13 protein-coding genes and 2 pseudogenes are annotated in these 17,172 nt (G+C 55.4%); 9 read left to right on the top strand and 6 right to left on the bottom strand.

The genetic code is table 11. From position 1 onward, the window contains the following. Nucleotides 1-112 precede the first annotated feature (112 nt). Nucleotides 113-721, top strand: a complete 609-nt coding sequence (locus ACNQP3_RS07835) for an acyl-homoserine-lactone synthase (RefSeq protein ID WP_126225651.1) — start codon at nucleotides 113-115, stop codon at nucleotides 719-721. A gap of 26 nt (nucleotides 722-747) precedes the next feature. Here the strand turns inward: ACNQP3_RS07835 and ACNQP3_RS07830 are convergent. Together ACNQP3_RS07830 and srpS are read right to left on the bottom strand one after the other, a co-directional pair. Further along, nucleotides 748-894 (bottom strand): annotated as a pseudogene (locus ACNQP3_RS07830) (TetR family transcriptional regulator); the annotation flags it as partial. A 5-nt stretch (nucleotides 895-899) separates the two neighbouring features. Beyond that, nucleotides 900-1,679, bottom strand: a complete 780-nt coding sequence (gene srpS / locus ACNQP3_RS07825; RefSeq protein WP_173880917.1) for a solvent efflux transporter transcriptional repressor SrpS — start codon at nucleotides 1,677-1,679, stop codon at nucleotides 900-902. A gap of 227 nt (nucleotides 1,680-1,906) precedes the next feature. Here srpS and srpA point away from each other — a divergent pair, with 227 nt between their 5' ends. The 5 genes from srpA to ACNQP3_RS07800 are packed head-to-tail and all read left to right on the top strand — an operon-like array spanning nucleotide 1,907 to nucleotide 8,336. Next, a complete protein-coding gene (gene srpA, locus ACNQP3_RS07820; RefSeq protein WP_148299951.1) occupies nucleotides 1,907-3,055 on the top strand; it encodes a solvent efflux RND transporter periplasmic adaptor subunit SrpA in 1,149 nt (382 codons plus the stop codon). Between the two features lie 13 nt (nucleotides 3,056-3,068). Continuing rightward, the gene (srpB, locus tag ACNQP3_RS07815; RefSeq protein WP_173880919.1) at nucleotides 3,069-6,218 is read left to right on the top strand and encodes a solvent efflux RND transporter permease subunit SrpB; all 3,150 of its coding nucleotides are present in this window, start codon (nucleotides 3,069-3,071) and stop codon (nucleotides 6,216-6,218) included. Then, nucleotides 6,208-7,620 carry a solvent efflux RND transporter outer membrane subunit SrpC gene (gene srpC / locus ACNQP3_RS07810; RefSeq protein ID WP_173880921.1) on the top strand — a complete coding sequence of 471 codons (1,413 nt, stop codon included), beginning with the start codon at nucleotides 6,208-6,210 and terminating at the stop codon, nucleotides 7,618-7,620. The genes srpB and srpC overlap by 11 nt, the downstream gene beginning before the upstream one ends. Before the next feature lie 52 nt (nucleotides 7,621-7,672). Further along, the gene (locus tag ACNQP3_RS07805; protein ID WP_173880923.1) at nucleotides 7,673-8,056 is read left to right on the top strand and encodes an antibiotic biosynthesis monooxygenase; all 384 of its coding nucleotides are present in this window, start codon (nucleotides 7,673-7,675) and stop codon (nucleotides 8,054-8,056) included. Next, nucleotides 8,043-8,336 (top strand): LysR family transcriptional regulator, encoded by a 294-nt coding sequence (locus ACNQP3_RS07800; RefSeq protein WP_135198386.1) that lies wholly within the window; start codon nucleotides 8,043-8,045, stop codon nucleotides 8,334-8,336. The genes ACNQP3_RS07805 and ACNQP3_RS07800 overlap by 14 nt, the downstream gene beginning before the upstream one ends. A gap of 419 nt (nucleotides 8,337-8,755) precedes the next feature. Here ACNQP3_RS07800 and ACNQP3_RS07795 read toward each other — a convergent pair whose 3' ends face one another. The 3 genes from ACNQP3_RS07795 to ACNQP3_RS07785 form a co-directional block, all read right to left on the bottom strand. Continuing rightward, complete coding sequence (locus ACNQP3_RS07795) at nucleotides 8,756-9,760, bottom strand: AraC family transcriptional regulator (RefSeq protein WP_135198385.1); 1,005 nt, start codon at nucleotides 9,758-9,760, stop codon at nucleotides 8,756-8,758. 104 nt (nucleotides 9,761-9,864) lie between these two features. Continuing rightward, the gene (locus ACNQP3_RS07790; protein WP_173880925.1) at nucleotides 9,865-10,974 is read right to left on the bottom strand and encodes an alcohol dehydrogenase catalytic domain-containing protein; all 1,110 of its coding nucleotides are present in this window, start codon (nucleotides 10,972-10,974) and stop codon (nucleotides 9,865-9,867) included. Between the two features lie 151 nt (nucleotides 10,975-11,125). After that, complete coding sequence (locus tag ACNQP3_RS07785; RefSeq protein ID WP_173880928.1) at nucleotides 11,126-12,061, bottom strand: LysR family transcriptional regulator; 936 nt, start codon at nucleotides 12,059-12,061, stop codon at nucleotides 11,126-11,128. A 101-nt stretch (nucleotides 12,062-12,162) separates the two neighbouring features. On the opposite strand from ACNQP3_RS07785, the gene ACNQP3_RS07780 reads away from it, so the two are divergent. The 3 genes and pseudogenes from ACNQP3_RS07780 to ACNQP3_RS07770 form a co-directional block, all read left to right on the top strand. Then, nucleotides 12,163-12,927: an SDR family oxidoreductase gene (locus tag ACNQP3_RS07780; RefSeq protein WP_135198382.1), complete on the top strand. Its 765-nt coding sequence runs from the start codon at nucleotides 12,163-12,165 to the stop codon at nucleotides 12,925-12,927. Nucleotides 12,928-12,942: 15 nt separating this feature from the next. Continuing rightward, a complete protein-coding gene (locus ACNQP3_RS07775; RefSeq protein WP_238546575.1) occupies nucleotides 12,943-13,392 on the top strand; it encodes a lipocalin-like domain-containing protein in 450 nt (149 codons plus the stop codon). 406 nt (nucleotides 13,393-13,798) lie between these two features. After that, nucleotides 13,799-14,304: pseudogene (locus tag ACNQP3_RS07770) on the top strand (transposase); the annotation flags it as partial. Between the two features lie 204 nt (nucleotides 14,305-14,508). Here the strand turns inward: ACNQP3_RS07770 and ACNQP3_RS07765 are convergent. Continuing rightward, entirely contained in the window at nucleotides 14,509-16,842 is a 2,334-nt protein-coding gene (locus ACNQP3_RS07765; protein ID WP_173880930.1) for a KAP family P-loop NTPase fold protein, read from the bottom strand. Nucleotides 16,843-17,172 lie beyond the last annotated feature (330 nt).

Raw genomic sequence — 17,172 nt, 5'->3', positions numbered from 1 at the left:
TACCACCGGTCGAATCGCGTCGGCGCACGTCTACCTGTAAGAGTTACCAGTTACCGCCTCCTCGGGACGCGCGCTGTAATGCGTGCATACAAAGATCAATCCGAGGACACCCATGCGAACCTTCGTTCACGAGGAAGGGCGGTTGCCGCACGAACTTGCAGCGGATTTAGGGCGCTATCGGCGTCGTGTATTCGTCGAACAGCTCGGTTGGGCGCTTCCGTCGGCGAACGAGAGTTTCGAGCGCGATCAGTTCGATCGCGACGATACCGTCTACGTGTTCGCGAGAAACGCCGGCGGCGACGTGTGCGGATGTGCGCGCCTGTTGCCGACCACCCGCCCGTATCTGCTGAAGTCGCTGTTCGCCGACCTGGTCGCCGAAGGCGTCCCGCTGCCGCAATCGGCTGCCGTCTGGGAGCTGTCGCGGTTCGCGGCGACCGGCGACGAAGGCGGTCCGGGCAATGCCGAGTGGGCCGTCCGCCCGATGCTCGCCGCGGTCGTCGAATGCGCGGCGCAGCTGGGCGCGCGGCAGCTGATCGGCGTGACGTTCGCGAGCATGGAGCGGCTGTTCCGCCGGATCGGCGTGCACGCGCACCGGGCAGGGCCGCCGAAGCAGGTGGACGGTCGTCTGGTTGTCGCGTGCTGGATCGACATCGATCCGCAAACGTTTGCTGCACTTGGAATCGAGCCGGGACGGGCCGCCCGGCAAGCCATCGCCGCCTGAGCCGGAACGCCCGTTTTGAAATGCCAATAAACGGCGCCACGAGTGACGCCTGCCTTTCGGGCTATTTGGTCCAGCGTAGCGTCTGGAACTCCTTGGGCAGCGAACACCTCGACAGCCGCGTCGATGATGCGCTGTCGTGTCTCCTCAGCCTCGGCTACCGTCTTCCTGGCCATTTTAACTAGGGCGCTTTCTTTGACGCGCGACCGATGGCGCGCTCTATATTCTGCTTGCTCAATAGCAGAGCTTTTTTGATGGTGTCGGACTGCTTGCTCGCTCTGGAACTCGGCATTACGACTGCGAGGGAGTAATAGCCAAGGTAGGTATCCAAAAGCGTTGCGAATGAGCAAACGCCATCGATATGTTCATCCAGATCGCTTGCCACCCCACTCGCCCTGACTTCACTCAGCTGTTTGATCAGCGCCTGTCGTTCGAGCGTGTTTGGGGTGAACACTGGAAGTTGATCACTGAGTGCTGCTGGGAGTGACTCCTCAGGCAGCGCTGCCAAAAGGACCTTACCTGCGGCGGTCGCAGCGGCGGGCACATTGATGCCAATCGGGAACACCACACGCAGCTCTCGTTCTGACACGATGCGATCCAGCACGTAGATTTTATCGCCGGCTAGAGAAGCCAGGCAGACCGACTCTTCAAGCTCCTCCGCCAATGAGCGTAAGTACGGCTTTACCAACGAAAGAATGTCTGATTGTGCCTGGTTGATGAGCTGGCCAAGCGCCGGCCCAAGGCGGAAGCCTCCGCTAGGGCCCAATGCCTCAACCAAAAACTCTTCTTCCAGGGCGTTGATGATTCTCTGGACGGTAGAGCGCGGCAGCCCGACCAACTGCGCGATAGCCGCCAAACTCAAGCCATTCGGATGACTGCCAAGGGCTCGCATTATCGAAGCAGCTCTGGCGATGACTTGAATACCCCCCGCCTTTCCACCGATTTCGTCTGATTGGTTCATATCTCTCCTCAGCGTGCACCGCTGCAGCATCTGTTATGGCCGCCACTTTAGAGCTCCGTGCCTCGCCTAGCCAGTCACACGTTCCAAACACCCATCTCACCAAAGTTCGACCGATGGTCGTTACTGCTTGCTTGCGCTCATCGTACCGCATAATGATACACTTGCCCACATTGTGATTCAGCAATTACAAGTCCCCGCCATAGGGGGCGCAGAGATGGAGCAAATCGGTGAGACAGATACGATCCTCGCGTGCATTACATGCAATTCCTCTAACGGCGCTGATGCTGGTGACCGCCTGTGGTGAAAAAGACCACGTCGCCTCAGCTCCGCCCCCCCCTGACGTGGGCGTATACACCGTCCGCTCACAATCTCTGACCCTAACAACCGACCTGCCCGGCCGGACCTCGGCCTACCGGGTAGCGGAAGTGCGCCCACAAGTATCGGGGATCCTTCAAAAGCGGTCCTTTGTTGAGGGGACTGAGGTCAAGCTGGGTCAGCAGCTCTATCAAATTGACCCGCGTACCTATGAGGCGCAATTGCGTCGGGCCGAAGCTAATCGAACTACTGCGCAGAACCTGGCGCGACGATATGAAACGTTGTTGAAAACCAAGGCTGTGAGCAAGCAGCAGTACGACGATGCCCTTGCCGCATGGAAACAGGCGGAGGCCGACTATCAGGTCGCTCGTATCGACGTTCAGTACACCCGTGTGCTTTCGCCGATCTCAGGCCGCATCGGACGGTCGACAGTTACCGAGGGTGCACTCGTTACTAACGGTCAAGCACAGTCGCTCGCCACTGTTACTCAGCTGGACCCGATCTATGTTGACGTCACTCAGCCGATCACGAAGCTGCTGGGCCTGCAACAGGCATTGGAGTCAGGGCGACTTCAGAAGACAGGTGAGAACCAGGCCGAAGTCAGCCTGACCCTGGATGACGGTAGTGCTTACCCAATCCCGGGCACCCTTAAGTTTTCTGAGGTCAGCGTTGATCCGACCACAGGTTCAGTAACCCTTCGCGCCGAATTCCCGAATCCTAATCGCAAGTTGCTTCCAGGCATGTTTGTTCACGCCCTCCTGAAGGAAGGTGTGCAGCAGGCGGCGATCCTGGTTCCACAACAAGCCATCAGCCGCGATACGCGTGGCGTGCCAAGTGTCTGGGTGGTGAAGGCCGACAACACTGTTGAGGCCCGCGAGGTCCAGACCCTACGAACTGTGGGCAACGCCTGGCTGATCAGCAAAGGCGTATCCGAGGGAGAGCGAATCGTGACCGAAGGTGTTCAACGTGTCCGCAGCGGCATCGCCGTCAATGCGGTAGAAGCCAAAAATGTGGATTTGGTAGCTGACTTCGCCGCTACCACTGAAGCCTCGGCTAACTGAGGGGGCGCCGTAAATGTCTCGCTTCTTTATCGACCGGCCGATCTTCGCTTGGGTTCTCGCTATCGTGGCAATGCTCGCCGGCGCGCTCTCGCTGGCCAAGATGCCGATTAGCCAATATCCAAACATCGCGGCCCCTGCCGTTTCGATCCAGGTCAGCTACCCAGGTGCTTCTGCACAAACCGTCCAGGACACGGTGGTCCAGGTCATTGAGCAACAGCTCAGTGGTCTTGATGGGTTCCGATATATGTCGGCTGAGAGCGCCTCTGACGGCAGCATGACCATCATCGTGACCTTTGAACAGGGGACCGATCCGGACATCGCTCAAGTTCAGGTGCAGAACAAGCTGCAACTGGCGACACCTCGTTTGCCGGAGGAAGTTCAGCGTCAGGGGCTTCGCGTAGTGAAGTACCAGATGAATTTCTTCTTGGTCATGAGCTTGGTGGATCGCTCGGGGAAGCTCGATAACTTCGACCTGGGCAACCTGATCGCTTCACAGCTTCAGGATCCCATTTCGCGCATTCCAGGCGTCGGTGATTTCCAGCTGTTTGGCTCGCCTTACGCAATGCGTATCTGGCTAGATCCAGGCAAGCTCAACAGCTATCAGCTGACACCTACTGATGTAGCCAATGCTATCCGGGAACAGAACGTCCAAGTGTCCTCTGGCCAGTTGGGTGGACTACCAACTCGCTCAGGCGTCCAGCTGAATGCCACCGTTCTCGGCAAGACGCGCATGACAACGCCTAGCCAGTTCGATGAGATCTTGGTCAAGGTGAACGCGGACGGCTCACAGGTACGAGTGAAGGATGTCGGACGTGCCGAACTGGGGGCTGACAGCTTCGCCATTTCCGCGAAATACAAGGACTCCCCAACCGCAAGCCTGGCGCTGCGTTTGTCCACCGGTGGCAACCTGCTGGAGACCGTAGAAGCTGTCAAGAAGCTGATGGAGGAGCAGAAGGCCTATCTGCCAGATGGCGTGGAGGTCGTTTATCCCTACGATACAACACCTGTCGTTGATGCCTCGATTGAGTCGGTAGTACACACTATTTTTGAGGCGGTGGTACTGGTCTTCCTGGTTATGTATCTGTTCCTACAGAGCTTCAGGGCCACACTGATCCCCACCCTGGCAGTTCCCGTGGTGCTGCTCGCCACATTCGCACTTCTGCCCTATTTCGGCCTCAGTATCAACGTACTCACCATGTACGCCATGGTGCTCGCCATCGGCTTGCTGGTCGATGATGCGATCGTCGTGGTCGAGAACGTTGAGCGGCTCATGCACGACGAAGGGTTGACGCCACTTGAGGCTACCCGTAAGTCAATGGACCAGATTTCCGGGGCCTTGGTGGGTATCGGCATGGTGCTGTCGGCTGTGTTCGTACCGATGGCTTTCTTTGGTGGATCCGCTGGCATCATCTATCAACAGTTCGCGATCACCATCGTGGTCTGCATGGGACTGTCGATCTTTGTCGCGCTTGTGTTCACTCCAGCACTTTGCGTGACCATCCTCAAAGCTCCGGAAGGCGTTTCCCACCACGAGAAAAAGGGCTTCTTCGGCTGGTTCAACCGCATCTTCGACCGCGGCACTCTGCGATTCGAGCGAGGCGTCGGTGCAATGCTGAAGGGGCGCGGTAGATACCTGCTTGCGTTCTTGCTGATCACTGGAGGAACCGGCTATCTGTTCACCCAGATCCCGAAGGCATTCCTGCCCAACGAAGATCAGGGCTTGATGATGATCGAAGTGCGTACGCCGGCAAATGCTTCAGCGGAGCGCACCGAGGGTGTGCTTCAAGAGGTGCGAGACTACTTGAGCAATGATGAAGGTGCGTTGGTTGAGCACTTCCTGACGGTGAATGGTTTCAACTTTGCTGGTCGTGGTCAGAACTCGGGGCTGGTACTGATTACCCTTAAGGATTGGAAGGAGCGTCACGGCGCTGGGCAAGACGTATTCAGCATCGCGCAACGGGCTAATCAGCATTTTGCCAAGATCAAAGATGCCAGCGTCATGGCGTTCGTGCCCCCTGCCATTCTGGAAATGGGGAACGCGATGGGCTTCAACTTGTACCTACAGGACAACCTAGGTCTTGGTCATGAAGCATTGATGGCAGCTCGAAACCAGTTCCTGCAACTGGCAAGCGAAAACCCCAAACTCCAAGCAGTGCGTCCAAACGGTAAGGACGACGAGCCGCAATTCCAGGTGAACATTGATGACGAAAAGGCCCGTGCGCTGCAGGTAAGCATCGCGTCTATCAACGAAACGATGTCGGCAGCCTGGGGCTCGATGTATGTCAACGACTTCATCGACCGCGGTCGGGTCAAACGGGTGTACGTACAGGGCGAAGACATCTCGCGAATCTCTCCAGAAGACTTCGATAAATGGTACGTGCGCAATAGCCTTGGCCAGATGGTTCCGTTCTCGGCGTTTGCAACCGGTGAGTGGGCGAACGGCTCACCGAAGCTGGAGCGCTACGGTGGCATTTCTTCCCTGAACATCCTCGGCGAGCCAGCCCCTGGATACAGCACTGGTGACGCGATGATTGCCATCGCTGAAATCATGCAAAAGCTGCCTGCTGGCATCGGCCTGAGCTACACCGGTCTCTCTTATGAAGAAATACAGACTGGCGACCAGGCACCGTTGCTCTACGCATTGACTGTGCTGATCGTATTCCTGTGCCTGGCCGCACTGTATGAAAGCTGGTCGGTACCGGTCTCGGTGATCATGGTTGTTCCTCTGGGTATTTTGGGCGCCGTGCTGGCAACGCTTTGGCGCGACCTGACGGCGGATGTGTACTTCCAGGTGGGCTTGATGACGACAGTTGGCCTGTCCGCCAAGAACGCCATCCTAATCGTGGAGTTCGCAAAAGAGCTGTATGAAAAGGAAGGTTATCCGATCGTCAAAGCTGCGATAGAGGCCGCCAAGCTGCGTTTGCGTCCGATTTTGATGACCTCGCTGGCATTCACATTCGGTGTGCTGCCGATGGCCATTGCATCGGGCGCAGGCGCTGGGAGCCAGCACTCCATTGCTACGGGCGTCGTCGGAGGCATGATCACAGCAACCGTGCTGGCCGTCTTCTTTGTTCCGCTGTTCTACGTGGTAGTTGTCAAGCTTTTCGAGGGGCTCATGAAACGAAAGCCAAAAGCGGTCAAGGAGGTGACTCATGAAGTTTAAGTCGCTCCCCGTCTTTGCATTGCTGATGCTCAGCGGATGCAGCTTGATGCCCGACTACCAGCAGCCAGCCGCCCCCGTGCAGGCGCAATGGCCAACGGGCGAGGCCTACGGCGGGCAGGGAGACCAGCGTAGTATCGCGGCGGCTCTCCCCGAGGCAAAAAATTTCTTCAAAGATCCAGCGCTGGTCCGCCTCCTCAATGCGGCGTTGGAGAACAACAGAGATCTTCGAATCGCTGCCAAAAATGTTGAATCCTACAGAGCGCTTTACCGTATCCAACGAGCGGAGCGGTTTCCCACACTTGATGGCGAAGCATCTGGAAATCGAACCCGCTTGCCTGATGATTTGTCCCCCACCGGCGATTCTCGGATCGATAGCCAGTACCAAGTCGGCCTGGTGACTGCCTACGAGTTGGACTTATTTGGCCGAATCCGAAGCTTGTCCAGCCAAGCGCTTGAAAAGTATCTGGCTACTGAGGAGGCGCAACGCAGCGTTCAGATCGCACTGATAGGCGATGTGGCAACCACTTATTTTCTGTGGCGAACCGACCAAGCACTTTTGGAGCTGACCGAAGCGACGCTGACCAGCTATGTCGAAAGCCTGGCAATGATCGAGTCCAGTGCAGCGGCGGGTACTTCGTCGGAGCTGGATGTTCGACAGGCGAGGACGCTGGTTAACCAAGCCCAAGCACAGCAGGCTTTGTACACCCGGCGTATCGCGCAGGATGTAAACGCACTGCAATTGTTGCTGGGCTGCAAGATTCCAACTGATTTGCCACAAAACTTGCCACTGGCCATGAGTGCCATAGGGAAGGTTCCAGCAGGGCTACCAGCAGATCTGCTACTAAACAGACCGGACATCCGTTCTGCCGAGCATCAGCTTATCGCCGCTAATGCAAACATCGGGGCGGCTCGTGCGGCATTTTTTCCACGCATAAGCCTGACAGCGTCAGCGGGCTCAGCCAGCAGCGATCTGGACGGACTATTCAACGGCGGATCTGAAAGCTGGAGCTTCGCTCCACAAATCAGTGTGCCGATCTTCAATGCAGGAAAGCTGCGAGCCAATCTCGATTACGCTGAAATTCAGAAGGATGTGGGCGTTGCGACTTATGAAAAGAGTATCCAAACGGCTTTCCGGGAGGTAGCCGACGGCCTCGCTGCGAGGGGAACTTATGGCAAGCAGCTTCGTGCTCAGAACGAATTGGTTGATAACTACAAATCGTATTTTGGCTTAGCGCAGCAGCGATACGACCAGGGCATTGATAGCTACTTGACAGTACTGGATGCCCAACGCGAACTGTTCGCCTCACAACAGAAGCTATTGAATGATCAGCTCGATCAAATCAACAGTGAAGTCCAGCTTTACAAAGCCCTTGGGGGCGGCTGGAGCGTAAGCCAGAACTGAGAATCTGGGGCAGCGCCTTACAGAAGTGCTGCCCTACTTTTCAAGAGAATGCTTGAATAAATTCTTCGACCTAAAGTGGCGAGCCAACGCCAATTTTAAATCGGGAGCAATAGCAATGTCGTTGACATCAGCAAGCGCGATAGAGGTTCGCTTTGATAAGCGTCCTGACGATGATGTTCTTTTAGCCATAGACGAGCTGGTCAACGTGCTCCGCACCGAGCCGGGGTGCATGAGCTACTCGATAATCGCGCTAAACAAATACTTCAGCTCGATGATTATTAGCGGCTTCTGGACCAACGAAAAGGATATGATTGATCATTTTTCAAATTCGAGTTTCGCAGCGTTGATAGCGTGCTTGACATCCAGCTGCCGAAGCATCTGCTTCAGATCATTATTTATGGATAGTGAAATACGGAGCCAACATGCAGAGCCCTGAAAAAATCTTGCTGAATGCAGACTTACATAGTTTAATCACTTTCTTGGTGGTGTACCAAGAGAAAGGAGTGACACGAGCATCCCAACGCTTGGGGGTAAAACAGCCAGCCATCAGCAATACCATAGCCAAGCTTCGCAAACGATTTGGCGATGAGCTCTTTTTGGGTAAGCGGCCTTGGATACCAACAGAGCGCGCTGACCAGCTCGCTACTGCTCTAGGACCTGCATTCCACACTTTGCAGGAGGCACTCGCCAGCGTGGATAAAGAGAGCGCTCAGTAAGTTAAGTGCAATATTTAAACCGCCTTCCCCCAGGCGGCTTCACCCTATTCCAAATCGAAGACGTAAAAAAACTATGGCCTAACGGCCATAGTAAAGGGAGGTTATTTATACCATCCAAGGAGCCAAAATTAAGGCCACTACGCGCTCATCTGAGAAGCAACGACTTAAAGAATTTTGGTAAAAAAGCCGCTTGCGGGCAAGCGGCAACACCAAAGGGCAATGAAGGACACTCGCTTGGTACAAGGAAGGGTACCGCGCCTCACTTCATCGAGATGTACAGTAATGGAAAACCTCCAACCGGTGAAATCAAACATAATAATAGTCACTATCGATAGACTTCTTCGCTCAACACCACCCTGCTTGTTCAACTACAATTTATCATAGGACTACACTATTAGCAGACGCTGAACAAAGCTCATTTATCCCCCTCTCCGCTTGATCGTCATGGAAGGTGATTCTCCGAATCGCTGCTTGTAATCAGAGGAAAATCGACCGAGATGGGTAAAGCCCCATTTCAATGCGGTGGACGAAACTTGAACGTGAGCATGCTGCGGGGTCTCGAGCTCTACACGAACGCGCCGCAGGCGAATCTCCTTCAAGAATTGCATCGGTGACAGTCCGCGGAAGCGTTGAAAACTCAGCTGAACTGTTCGAGCAGTCACGCCAGCGTGCCTTGCAATCTGCGAGATCGTGAGGGGCTCTTGAGCATGCTCTTCCATGAACTCCTCAATCATCCGTACAACCGCGGGGACTACTTTCTTTTCGGCCGAATCCCGCAGCGCCTGGCTGTGATTACTTTCATGGAACTCGAGCAAAGAAGAGGCCAGCACCTCACCAATTAGGCTTTGTAGATGCGATGAATGTAATGACTTGGACGACAGCTGGCTGTAAGCCCACCCCAGTGTCTGCAGCCAATTCTGGCCAGCGAAGGTATCCATTGGCAACTGAGGCTGAAAGGAAATGTCCTGCTTGATACTCCTCCCCAGCTGACGTTGAAGCATGGTTTCCAGCAGCGTTCGATCAATACGGACGAGCAGCTTGTCAGTGCCAGGGAAATGATTGAAGAAGGAGTGCCGGTGGTAGTTGAAAACGGTGGCATGCCCCGGGTTGCAGTTGAGGCGTAACTGATCACTGATCACGTGTTCATGGCCAGTGAGGACCGACTGGACCAGCACGATATTATCCAGCTTCCCTGGATGGATAGCGACCTCTCCCCCAAAGGACATTCTGGCAACCCCAGCCTCGCCAGCCGACCGATGAAAAAATTGAGCCTTGAACTCGGTTCCCTTTTTTTCAAGCCGGTTCTTGCAAAACATCCGCTCACCGCACAGCACTGCCTCCTCAAGATTCGACGACTCGCAGACGCTGAAATCCGCGAGAACCTGATCAGATGGTACGAATGGGGCGACGTTGGGCCAGGCCATAGAGAGCCCTCAAAAAGGCAATGAGTTATACGAGCAACCTAGCAACAAAAGGGAACTGAGAACAACGTCATGGCGACGATCTGTATCGTCGCCCTGCTCCGCCATTAGCTGTGCACGATGTAGTAGTTCAGGAAGCCGCTGGCATCGGTTTTGATGTCTTCAAGGGCTTCGTTGAGCTGGTCCAGTGTGTAGGGTCGAGGTGCCCACTGATTGGTGTCGAGCAATCCCGTTCTGATCAACGCCATCAGCTCCTGGGCTTCTGCGGTGGTGAACCACAGGGAGCCGATGTACTGAAGCTGTGTACACATGAACGGGTGAGGATCGATAGGAATAGGTCCGCTGACACCGCCGATCTGTACGATCTTTCCTCCCGACGTAACGGCGTTCATGGCCGAAACAGAAAGCTCCGCCGGAGCCTTCGCGCCAAGCGTATCAACGACTGCATCAACTCCGCACGTAGCCATTTCACGAATGCTTGAATGCAAGTCGGTACTCGTGATTTGCAGCGTGCGAATGCGCTTTGGGGCCAGTTGGCGGAGCCGTTCGAGTGCAGTCCCATCTCGTGCTGCCACGATGATATCCGTCACGCCCATCGCTACTGCGGCCAGTGTCGCACCGATACCCAAGGTTCCAGAAGCCCCCAGTACCAGCAAGCTCTGACCTGGCGTGAGTTCGAGCTTTTTCAACGCAGAGTAAGCAGTGCCTAGGTATCCAAGGCGTGTGGCTAGCTCGAATGACAAGTCGTCAGGCAAAGTGATCAGGTTACGCGCAGGTGCTCGGAGAAATTGGGCGTACCCGGCATGGCGATACTCGCGGAATACCTCTTTCGAAGACGGGCTGAATCCGAAATAGCCCATGAAGGTATAGCTAGCGCACCGCGTCGGAAGTCCGACCAGGCACTGTTTGCATGTACCGCAACTCAGTCCAGGATTGACGTAGACCCGGTCGCCTTCCTTGAAATCTTTCACAGAGCGACCAACCGATACCACGGTGCCAGCGGCGTCCAAACCGAACACAGCAGGCAGCTCAGGCAGCGGTAGAAACGGGTACCACTCCGGGAAATTTGTGACGACGTTGCGCAGATTGGGGATAACAGCGCAGGCGGCAGTTTTGATCAGGACGTCATGCTCTCCAACATCAGGAAGAGGAATTTCGTCCACGGTAAATTTGCCACCAACTTCGTGGAGGCGAGCGGCCAACATCGTACCTGGCATGAAGCAAACCCTCTTTTTTTCGTTGTCAGGGCTGTGGGGCTCTTGGGAGCCGTTAAGGTGTGACCGGCGCATCCGAGGCCACAGCTCTAATTATCCGCTCGACTTCAAACGTAGCTATCCAGGCCCAGTAGCCGCTATACAGATAACGAAATTAATTGGCATCACTCGGTGCGGGTTGAGGTGATGCAGCCAGATTTTGGGCCAACTGACGCAGCCAGCGATTAGCCGGGTCAGCATCATCCCTCGGATGCCAAGCCATCACGAGTTGGAAAGGCTCGCTTTTAAACGGCAACTCAAACGTCTCGATGGCTTCGTGCTGGGACTGAATAAGCATGCGAGGCATCGTACAGACCAAGTCCGTCGACATCAGGACCCCTGGGACCATCCCAGCGGTCGGCACGGTAAGGTTGATCCTTCGGCTCATGCCGGCGGAGCGCAAATACTCATCCATGTAACCCCTGAAGCTCTCCCGTTCTGGCGATACGACAAGATGATTGAGTTCACAGTACCCATCCAGGGTAAGAGGCTCGCGTCCACGAGGGTGATCTTTGCGCTGCGCCATGACGAACTCATCGTTCCCCAGTGCTGTGAGTTTTACCCCCTGCGGAACGCCGCGGCTTGAGTCGATCAGCAGATCGAAAAAACCCTCCTCCATTTGCCGTCCTATGAGTCCAGGATCAACGGCATTGAGAGACACCTGAATCTGCGTGCCTGCGTGCTTGGTGATTGAGGCGATCAACGGCTCGCAGATGGTGCTCAAGGCTGTATCACAGGCGGCTATCCGGAAGACCCTCTTGTCGTTCAAAGGATCGAATCCCAACTCACATTGAATGACTGAACCGAGAGTCTTCAATGCCGAGCGAAGAGGTCCCCGCAACGCCAAGGCCCGGGCAGTAGGGGTCATGCTCCGGCCTTTTTGTATAGGGACCAACAGCGGATCGTCCATGAGCTCGCGCAAGCGTGACAGCTGTGCAGACATTGCTGGCTGGCTGATATGAAGCCGTGTAGCTGCCCTGGTCACGTTCAGCTCAGCCAGTAACGTGTCAAGCGAAACCAAGAGATTGAGGTCGATACGCGATAGGTCCATGACCAATCCATCCTGATGATAGGTCGCATAACGATAAACAATTTCATGGATAGCTTCACGGGAATCTATTGTTCTCCCAGAGCATTTATTGGGAATCAATCATGACCAAGCAGAAAGTACTGATAACAGCGGGAGCATCTGGTATCGGGCATGCGATCGCGCTGGCATTCAACAGCCGCGGCGCCGACGTCACGGTAGTCGACATCGACACTGAGGGCTTAAGCCGCCTCAAATTAGAGCATCCTTCTATCCGCATCGCAGTGTGCGATATAGCTGATCGCAGCAGCCTTGAACTCAGCATTCCAGGCATCATCGATGCCATGGGTGGTTTAGATGTTCTCGTCAACAACGCTGGGGTATCCGGCCCCACCGCTCCGGTTGAGCAGCTTGACCCTGATGTGTGGGACAAGGTCATGCAGATAAACCTGAATGGTACCTTCAACGTTACGCGCCTGGCCGTTCCTGCGCTCAAGCGTTCATCCCGCCCCTCAATCATCAACATGTCTTCTGTTGCGGGACGACTGGGCTACCCCGATCGTTCCCCCTACTCGACCAGTAAATGGGGACTGATTGGTTTCACTAAGAGCCTTTCACGCGAGCTCGGCGCGTATGGGATCCGTGTAAACGCCATTCTGCCCGGAGCTGTCGAAGGGGAACGCTTTGAGAACGTGCTCAAAGGTAGAGCCAGTCTCAGCGGCAACTCCGTGGAGGAAGAACGTAGGAAGGCGCTTTCGGTTCAATCCCTCCAACGCCTCGTGGACCCGAAAGACATTGCAGAACTAGCAGTCTTCCTGGCATCGGACGCAGGCAAGTCAATCTCTGGGCAGCTTTTGCCAATCGATAATGACATGCAGCAGACGATGTGAGGTACGACTATGAGCATGCGAGAAAAACTGATTGGAACCTGGGTGCTCGAAACCTACACAGAATACCCAGTGGACGGATCTGCCCCTGTATACCCCTTCGGTGAACATCCTGAAGGATTCATAATCTACTCGGCAGATGGCTATATGTCGGCTCAGTTGAGCATGCCGAATCGAGCATCGTTTTCATCAGGTGACTGGTTCGAGGGTACTGATGCGGAGTACCGCTCTCAAGGCCTGTCGTACATCTCCTACAGCGGCCCCTTTGATGTAGACGAACACTCGGGTGAGCTCACCCACACCATCGCAGTCTCGATGTTCCCGAATTGGATAGGCCAAGTGCAGCCGCGAACCGTGAAGCTTGTAGGAGATACGTTGGAACTGGGTAATACCAGTCAATATCGGTCGTTAGGACGTGCGGTGAATGCACGGATCCTCTGGAGTCGAGCAAGTCGCATTCTTGGCTGAAGCGCTGAAATACGATTTGGAGTGCACCCTTCCTTTGTCAGGTACGGCTTGGCTTGCACTTCCGGCCTGACGAGGAATTGACTCTGGTGGTTCAGGGATAGGTCGCGTTGTATGGTGCGTTAAGGCGCGGCCTTCGAATTTGACTGACACGCCTGTCAGCTCGTGTATCCTTACAGCTGAGGGCTGCAACTGCGCATCTGTCGGGACTGGGTACCAGCAAAAGCCCCCCCGCAACTTTGGCAGCAGAGGAAGCTGGTTTCTCTGAGGTAGTGACGACGGGCATAGCCGGTCGGATTCTGAACCCAAGGTCGCAAGGCTGGGAGCTAAAGGATCGCTGCGACTACCCCTCAAAATTTTCTCGACCCTCGGGACACCAGCGGCGTTCCATTCGCGTCTAGTTTTTTAGGACGATTACATCACCGAAGAAAACCCAGTTCGGGTGGTCGACGTTTTCGTCGATGAACTCGACCTGGGAGCACTCGGCTTCGAGGGTGTCGATCCGGCTGCAACGGGTCGTCCGGCCTACCATCCAGCAATCCTGCTGAAAATCTACATCTATGGCTACCTCAACCGGATTCAGTCCAGCTGCCGGCTTGAGCGCGAGGCAGAGCGCAATGTCGAGCTGATGTGGCTAACGGGCCGGTTGGCTCCCGACTTCAACGAATGCCGACTATCGCCGGGACAACGGCAAAGCCATTCGCAGCGTGTGCCGGCAATTCGTGGTGCTGTGCCCAATCGATCATTGCCATCGACGGCAGCAAATTCAAAGCCGTAAATAACCGCGACCGCAACTTTACCCAGGGCAAGATCAAGGCGCGAATGCAGCACATCGAGCAGAGCATTGACCGCTATCTTGCGGCGATGGATTCGGCGGATCGGGCAGCGCCCGAGGTCGCCGAGGCAAGCAAGCAGCCGCAGGTGGCATTGCGCTCATCAACCGCTGTCGGCTGGCTCAAGGATGTTACTGAGTCGTTTACCGCCGGGTTGATCGGCATGGCGTCTATGCTCTGCTTGGCCACCGTGCTGACCGTTGTTCTCAGTCTGATGGTCAAGCAAAAAGCCTAGGCAGTGAGTTGGGTGTAAGGGAGCAGGCCCATCAAGTGAGCCTGCCACTTTTCACATGTAGAGAAGATCACCCTCATTCTCCCGCCAAGCGTCCAGGTGTCTTTTCAGAGTGCATAAGGAATCCTCATGCTCTGGGAACCGGGCCGGATTGATCGCATCGCAGCGTACCTGGGCTTCGTCAAGACCAATGAAATCTTCAACCGCCTCCCGACTGAACATTTTATGTACCTTGGAAACTCGATCCCTTACCGAATGGCTTTTGCCAGTGCTCATCATGGCCGAGACGATCTTTGCAAAGTCCTCGTCGTCCTTGATGGCTTCTGCCATCCAACGTCGAGGCTCTTCATTGCTCTTCGCGTAATCCCTCCAGCGATACAACAGCGATACAAGGTCGTCCTCTGCGATCAGCGCGACGTCGGCTGCAGCGTGGGCTCTGATGATTTTCACCCAGAGCGCCTTCATCGCCTCCACGGTTCCTTCATCTAGTGCGGGATCAAATTTATCCCTATCACCAGGCTTGTTATCTGCGGGGTCGCTTAAGTGGATAAGCATTGCAGCCACTGATAGCGCTTTGGTCGTGCGGAGCGCCTCCAAAACCAGCCCGCCACGTTCCGCAGGAGGAATCGCTTTGAGATACCAAGATGTTGCTCTCCACGCAGATACGTATGGAGAGCTGAAAGGGTCGCCACGAAACCGTACCAGCTTCTGAGCAATACTGAACATTCCTGGTAGAAGCACCGCAGCATTGTCTGGAGGGAGACGGTCAACGGACTCGTCGAGCCTACTGACCAACGAGGGGAGCAACCCATCAGTTTCGATATAAGCGACGGCAGCGGCTAACTCCTTCTCTGATGCTGTCGCCTCTAAAAACTCCACGAAGCGACGCTCTGATACCTCTCCAAGTGCCGTCTGCAGCTCAAAGTATCTTGGGAAGTAGCGAGACGAACAAACCCGCTTTGCCACCAGCCATTGACTTCGGAACCCACCGTCGTAGTGGGTACCGCCTAGCGCCCATTCGAGCGGTGGGAAGAGTTCCTTGAGCGTGTCACGGGCCACTGACCGGCGCTCCTCCGGCACCTTGTTCAGCAGTTGCTCAACACCTTGCTTTACCACCTCTTGGCGGCGCTCGTTCACAGCATTGCGCTCTTGCAGAACCAGATCCCGTTCTCGGAACAATGCTTCGTGTAGATCTGGCTCGAAGACGCGCAGTGTCTCCAGGACAAGGAAATCCACGATATTCACTTCGAAGACGCTGCCCGAAGCGTGCAGTGGCATATGCACGGTGATAGATGAAAGCAGGCGCTGCGCATCTCGCATGTTACGCAGTCTGGGTTGGATGCAGCCGACCAGAGCGTTGCCCCATCGAACTTGATCAAACCCATTGGCCTCGGTCGCGAGCCATCCGGCTACTTGGGTAAGCTGCTCACCAAAGATCCGATAAACCATGTGCGCTGGCACTGCAGGCAGGTCGAAGCTCGCCTGGACGATTTTTTCAAGGAAGGCACGACCATTGTTGTCCGCCACCGGATCAAGCGCTCGCTCAACAATGCTGGGCTGGAACAGCAACACGAAGACGATGTTCGGCAGGTTAGCGTTGGCCTTGACCTGCCTTACCAGCAGCCGGATCTGATCAGGTTCTAACCGGTCGATGTCATCGACGAAAACAATCAGCGGCTTGGTGAGCTTGCCAAGACGCTTCTCCAGCGCTTCGCGGACCTTGTCCAAGGGTTCGTTGCTCTTATCACGCCCCCAAAATCGCAACACACGGCCAATCCCAGAAGTGACAATCGAAAGGCCAGCCAGTGCCGCAGCAACCACGGCAACGGTTGGGAGATCGAATCCGATAGCTGATGCGGCAACAATTACGGAAGCATTTGTCAATACAGCGGAGATCTGCACATTGGATTCACCCGCTTTTTTAAGTGGAGCACTCGCTCCTTCCAGGATTGCTCCGTAGCGTCTCAGGGCTTCCGCCCGGGCAATTGCAGCTTTGGAATTCTCGCCACCCAATCGATCGGCGATCTGGCCAAAGAGGGCTCTGGAAATAGCGTTGCCATCGCCCCATTGCCAAGGATTGAAATCAAGCCAGTCCGCAGCCTTGTCCTGGGATTCAAGCCTCTCAATCACGAGGTATTTCAGGGAAGACTTACCAAACCCCCACCCACCGCGGATGGCGAAAACACGACCCTCACGTGGACTGAGTTCGGATAGCACATCTGCTATGTGGCTTGCAAAGTCGGCTCGCCTAAGGAGGTCCTCGGATTTCGTCCGGATGGGAGCTTCAGAGCCAACCTCAACGGATTGATGCACTGTAGGTTGCTCAGGGGAGCCTGCATTGTTGCGGGCGGACCACCACGCTCTCAGCCGAGCGATCTTGCCAGTCATTGCCCGGCCTGCCGGTTAGTTGCGCAGGTACGCTCATACCAACGCGACATCTGGGAAACGGTAGGACTGCGCCCCACACAATGACTTGCTCCTTCAACTCCAGTGCTCCGACACATAGCATCCATCCATTCAGCCTCCGAAATGATCCGGCCATCCTAGCCGATCAGCAGCATGGCCAGTGACCTGTTTCGGATTGCCTCATCAGGCTGACCGGTGGTCGAGCCAGCTACTTGCAAGATGGAACCGTTTGATCAAGCAAGGTATGGGTGGATGGTGGCTTACGGCCGTTGAGCTATTACCCCAAGCTAGTTTTTACGACAGTCCAAATCG

The sequence above is a fragment of the Pseudomonas sp. LFS074 genome (genome assembly GCF_047978165.1).
GTDB classification, from domain to species: Bacteria; Pseudomonadota; Gammaproteobacteria; order Pseudomonadales; family Pseudomonadaceae; genus Aquipseudomonas; species Aquipseudomonas putida_P.
The sequence above is the reverse complement of the archived record's forward strand: the minus strand, read 5'-3'. Positions and strand labels throughout refer to the sequence as shown.

Coding starts and splice junctions, on each gene's coding strand:
- ACNQP3_RS07835 (WP_126225651.1), top strand. CDS start 113: ATGCGAACCTTCGTTCACGAGGAAGGGCGGTTGCCGCACGAACTTGCA.
- srpS (WP_173880917.1), bottom strand. CDS start 1,679: ATGAACCAATCAGACGAAATCGGTGGAAAGGCGGGGGGTATTCAAGTC.
- srpB (WP_173880919.1), top strand. CDS start 3,069: ATGTCTCGCTTCTTTATCGACCGGCCGATCTTCGCTTGGGTTCTCGCT.
- srpC (WP_173880921.1), top strand. CDS start 6,208: ATGAAGTTTAAGTCGCTCCCCGTCTTTGCATTGCTGATGCTCAGCGGA.
- ACNQP3_RS07800 (WP_135198386.1), top strand. CDS start 8,043: ATGCAGAGCCCTGAAAAAATCTTGCTGAATGCAGACTTACATAGTTTA.
- ACNQP3_RS07795 (WP_135198385.1), bottom strand. CDS start 9,760: ATGGCCTGGCCCAACGTCGCCCCATTCGTACCATCTGATCAGGTTCTC.
- ACNQP3_RS07790 (WP_173880925.1), bottom strand. CDS start 10,974: ATGCCAGGTACGATGTTGGCCGCTCGCCTCCACGAAGTTGGTGGCAAA.
- ACNQP3_RS07785 (WP_173880928.1), bottom strand. CDS start 12,061: ATGGACCTATCGCGTATCGACCTCAATCTCTTGGTTTCGCTTGACACG.
- ACNQP3_RS07780 (WP_135198382.1), top strand. CDS start 12,163: ATGACCAAGCAGAAAGTACTGATAACAGCGGGAGCATCTGGTATCGGG.
- ACNQP3_RS07775 (WP_238546575.1), top strand. CDS start 12,943: ATGCGAGAAAAACTGATTGGAACCTGGGTGCTCGAAACCTACACAGAA.
- ACNQP3_RS07765 (WP_173880930.1), bottom strand. CDS start 16,842: ATGACTGGCAAGATCGCTCGGCTGAGAGCGTGGTGGTCCGCCCGCAAC.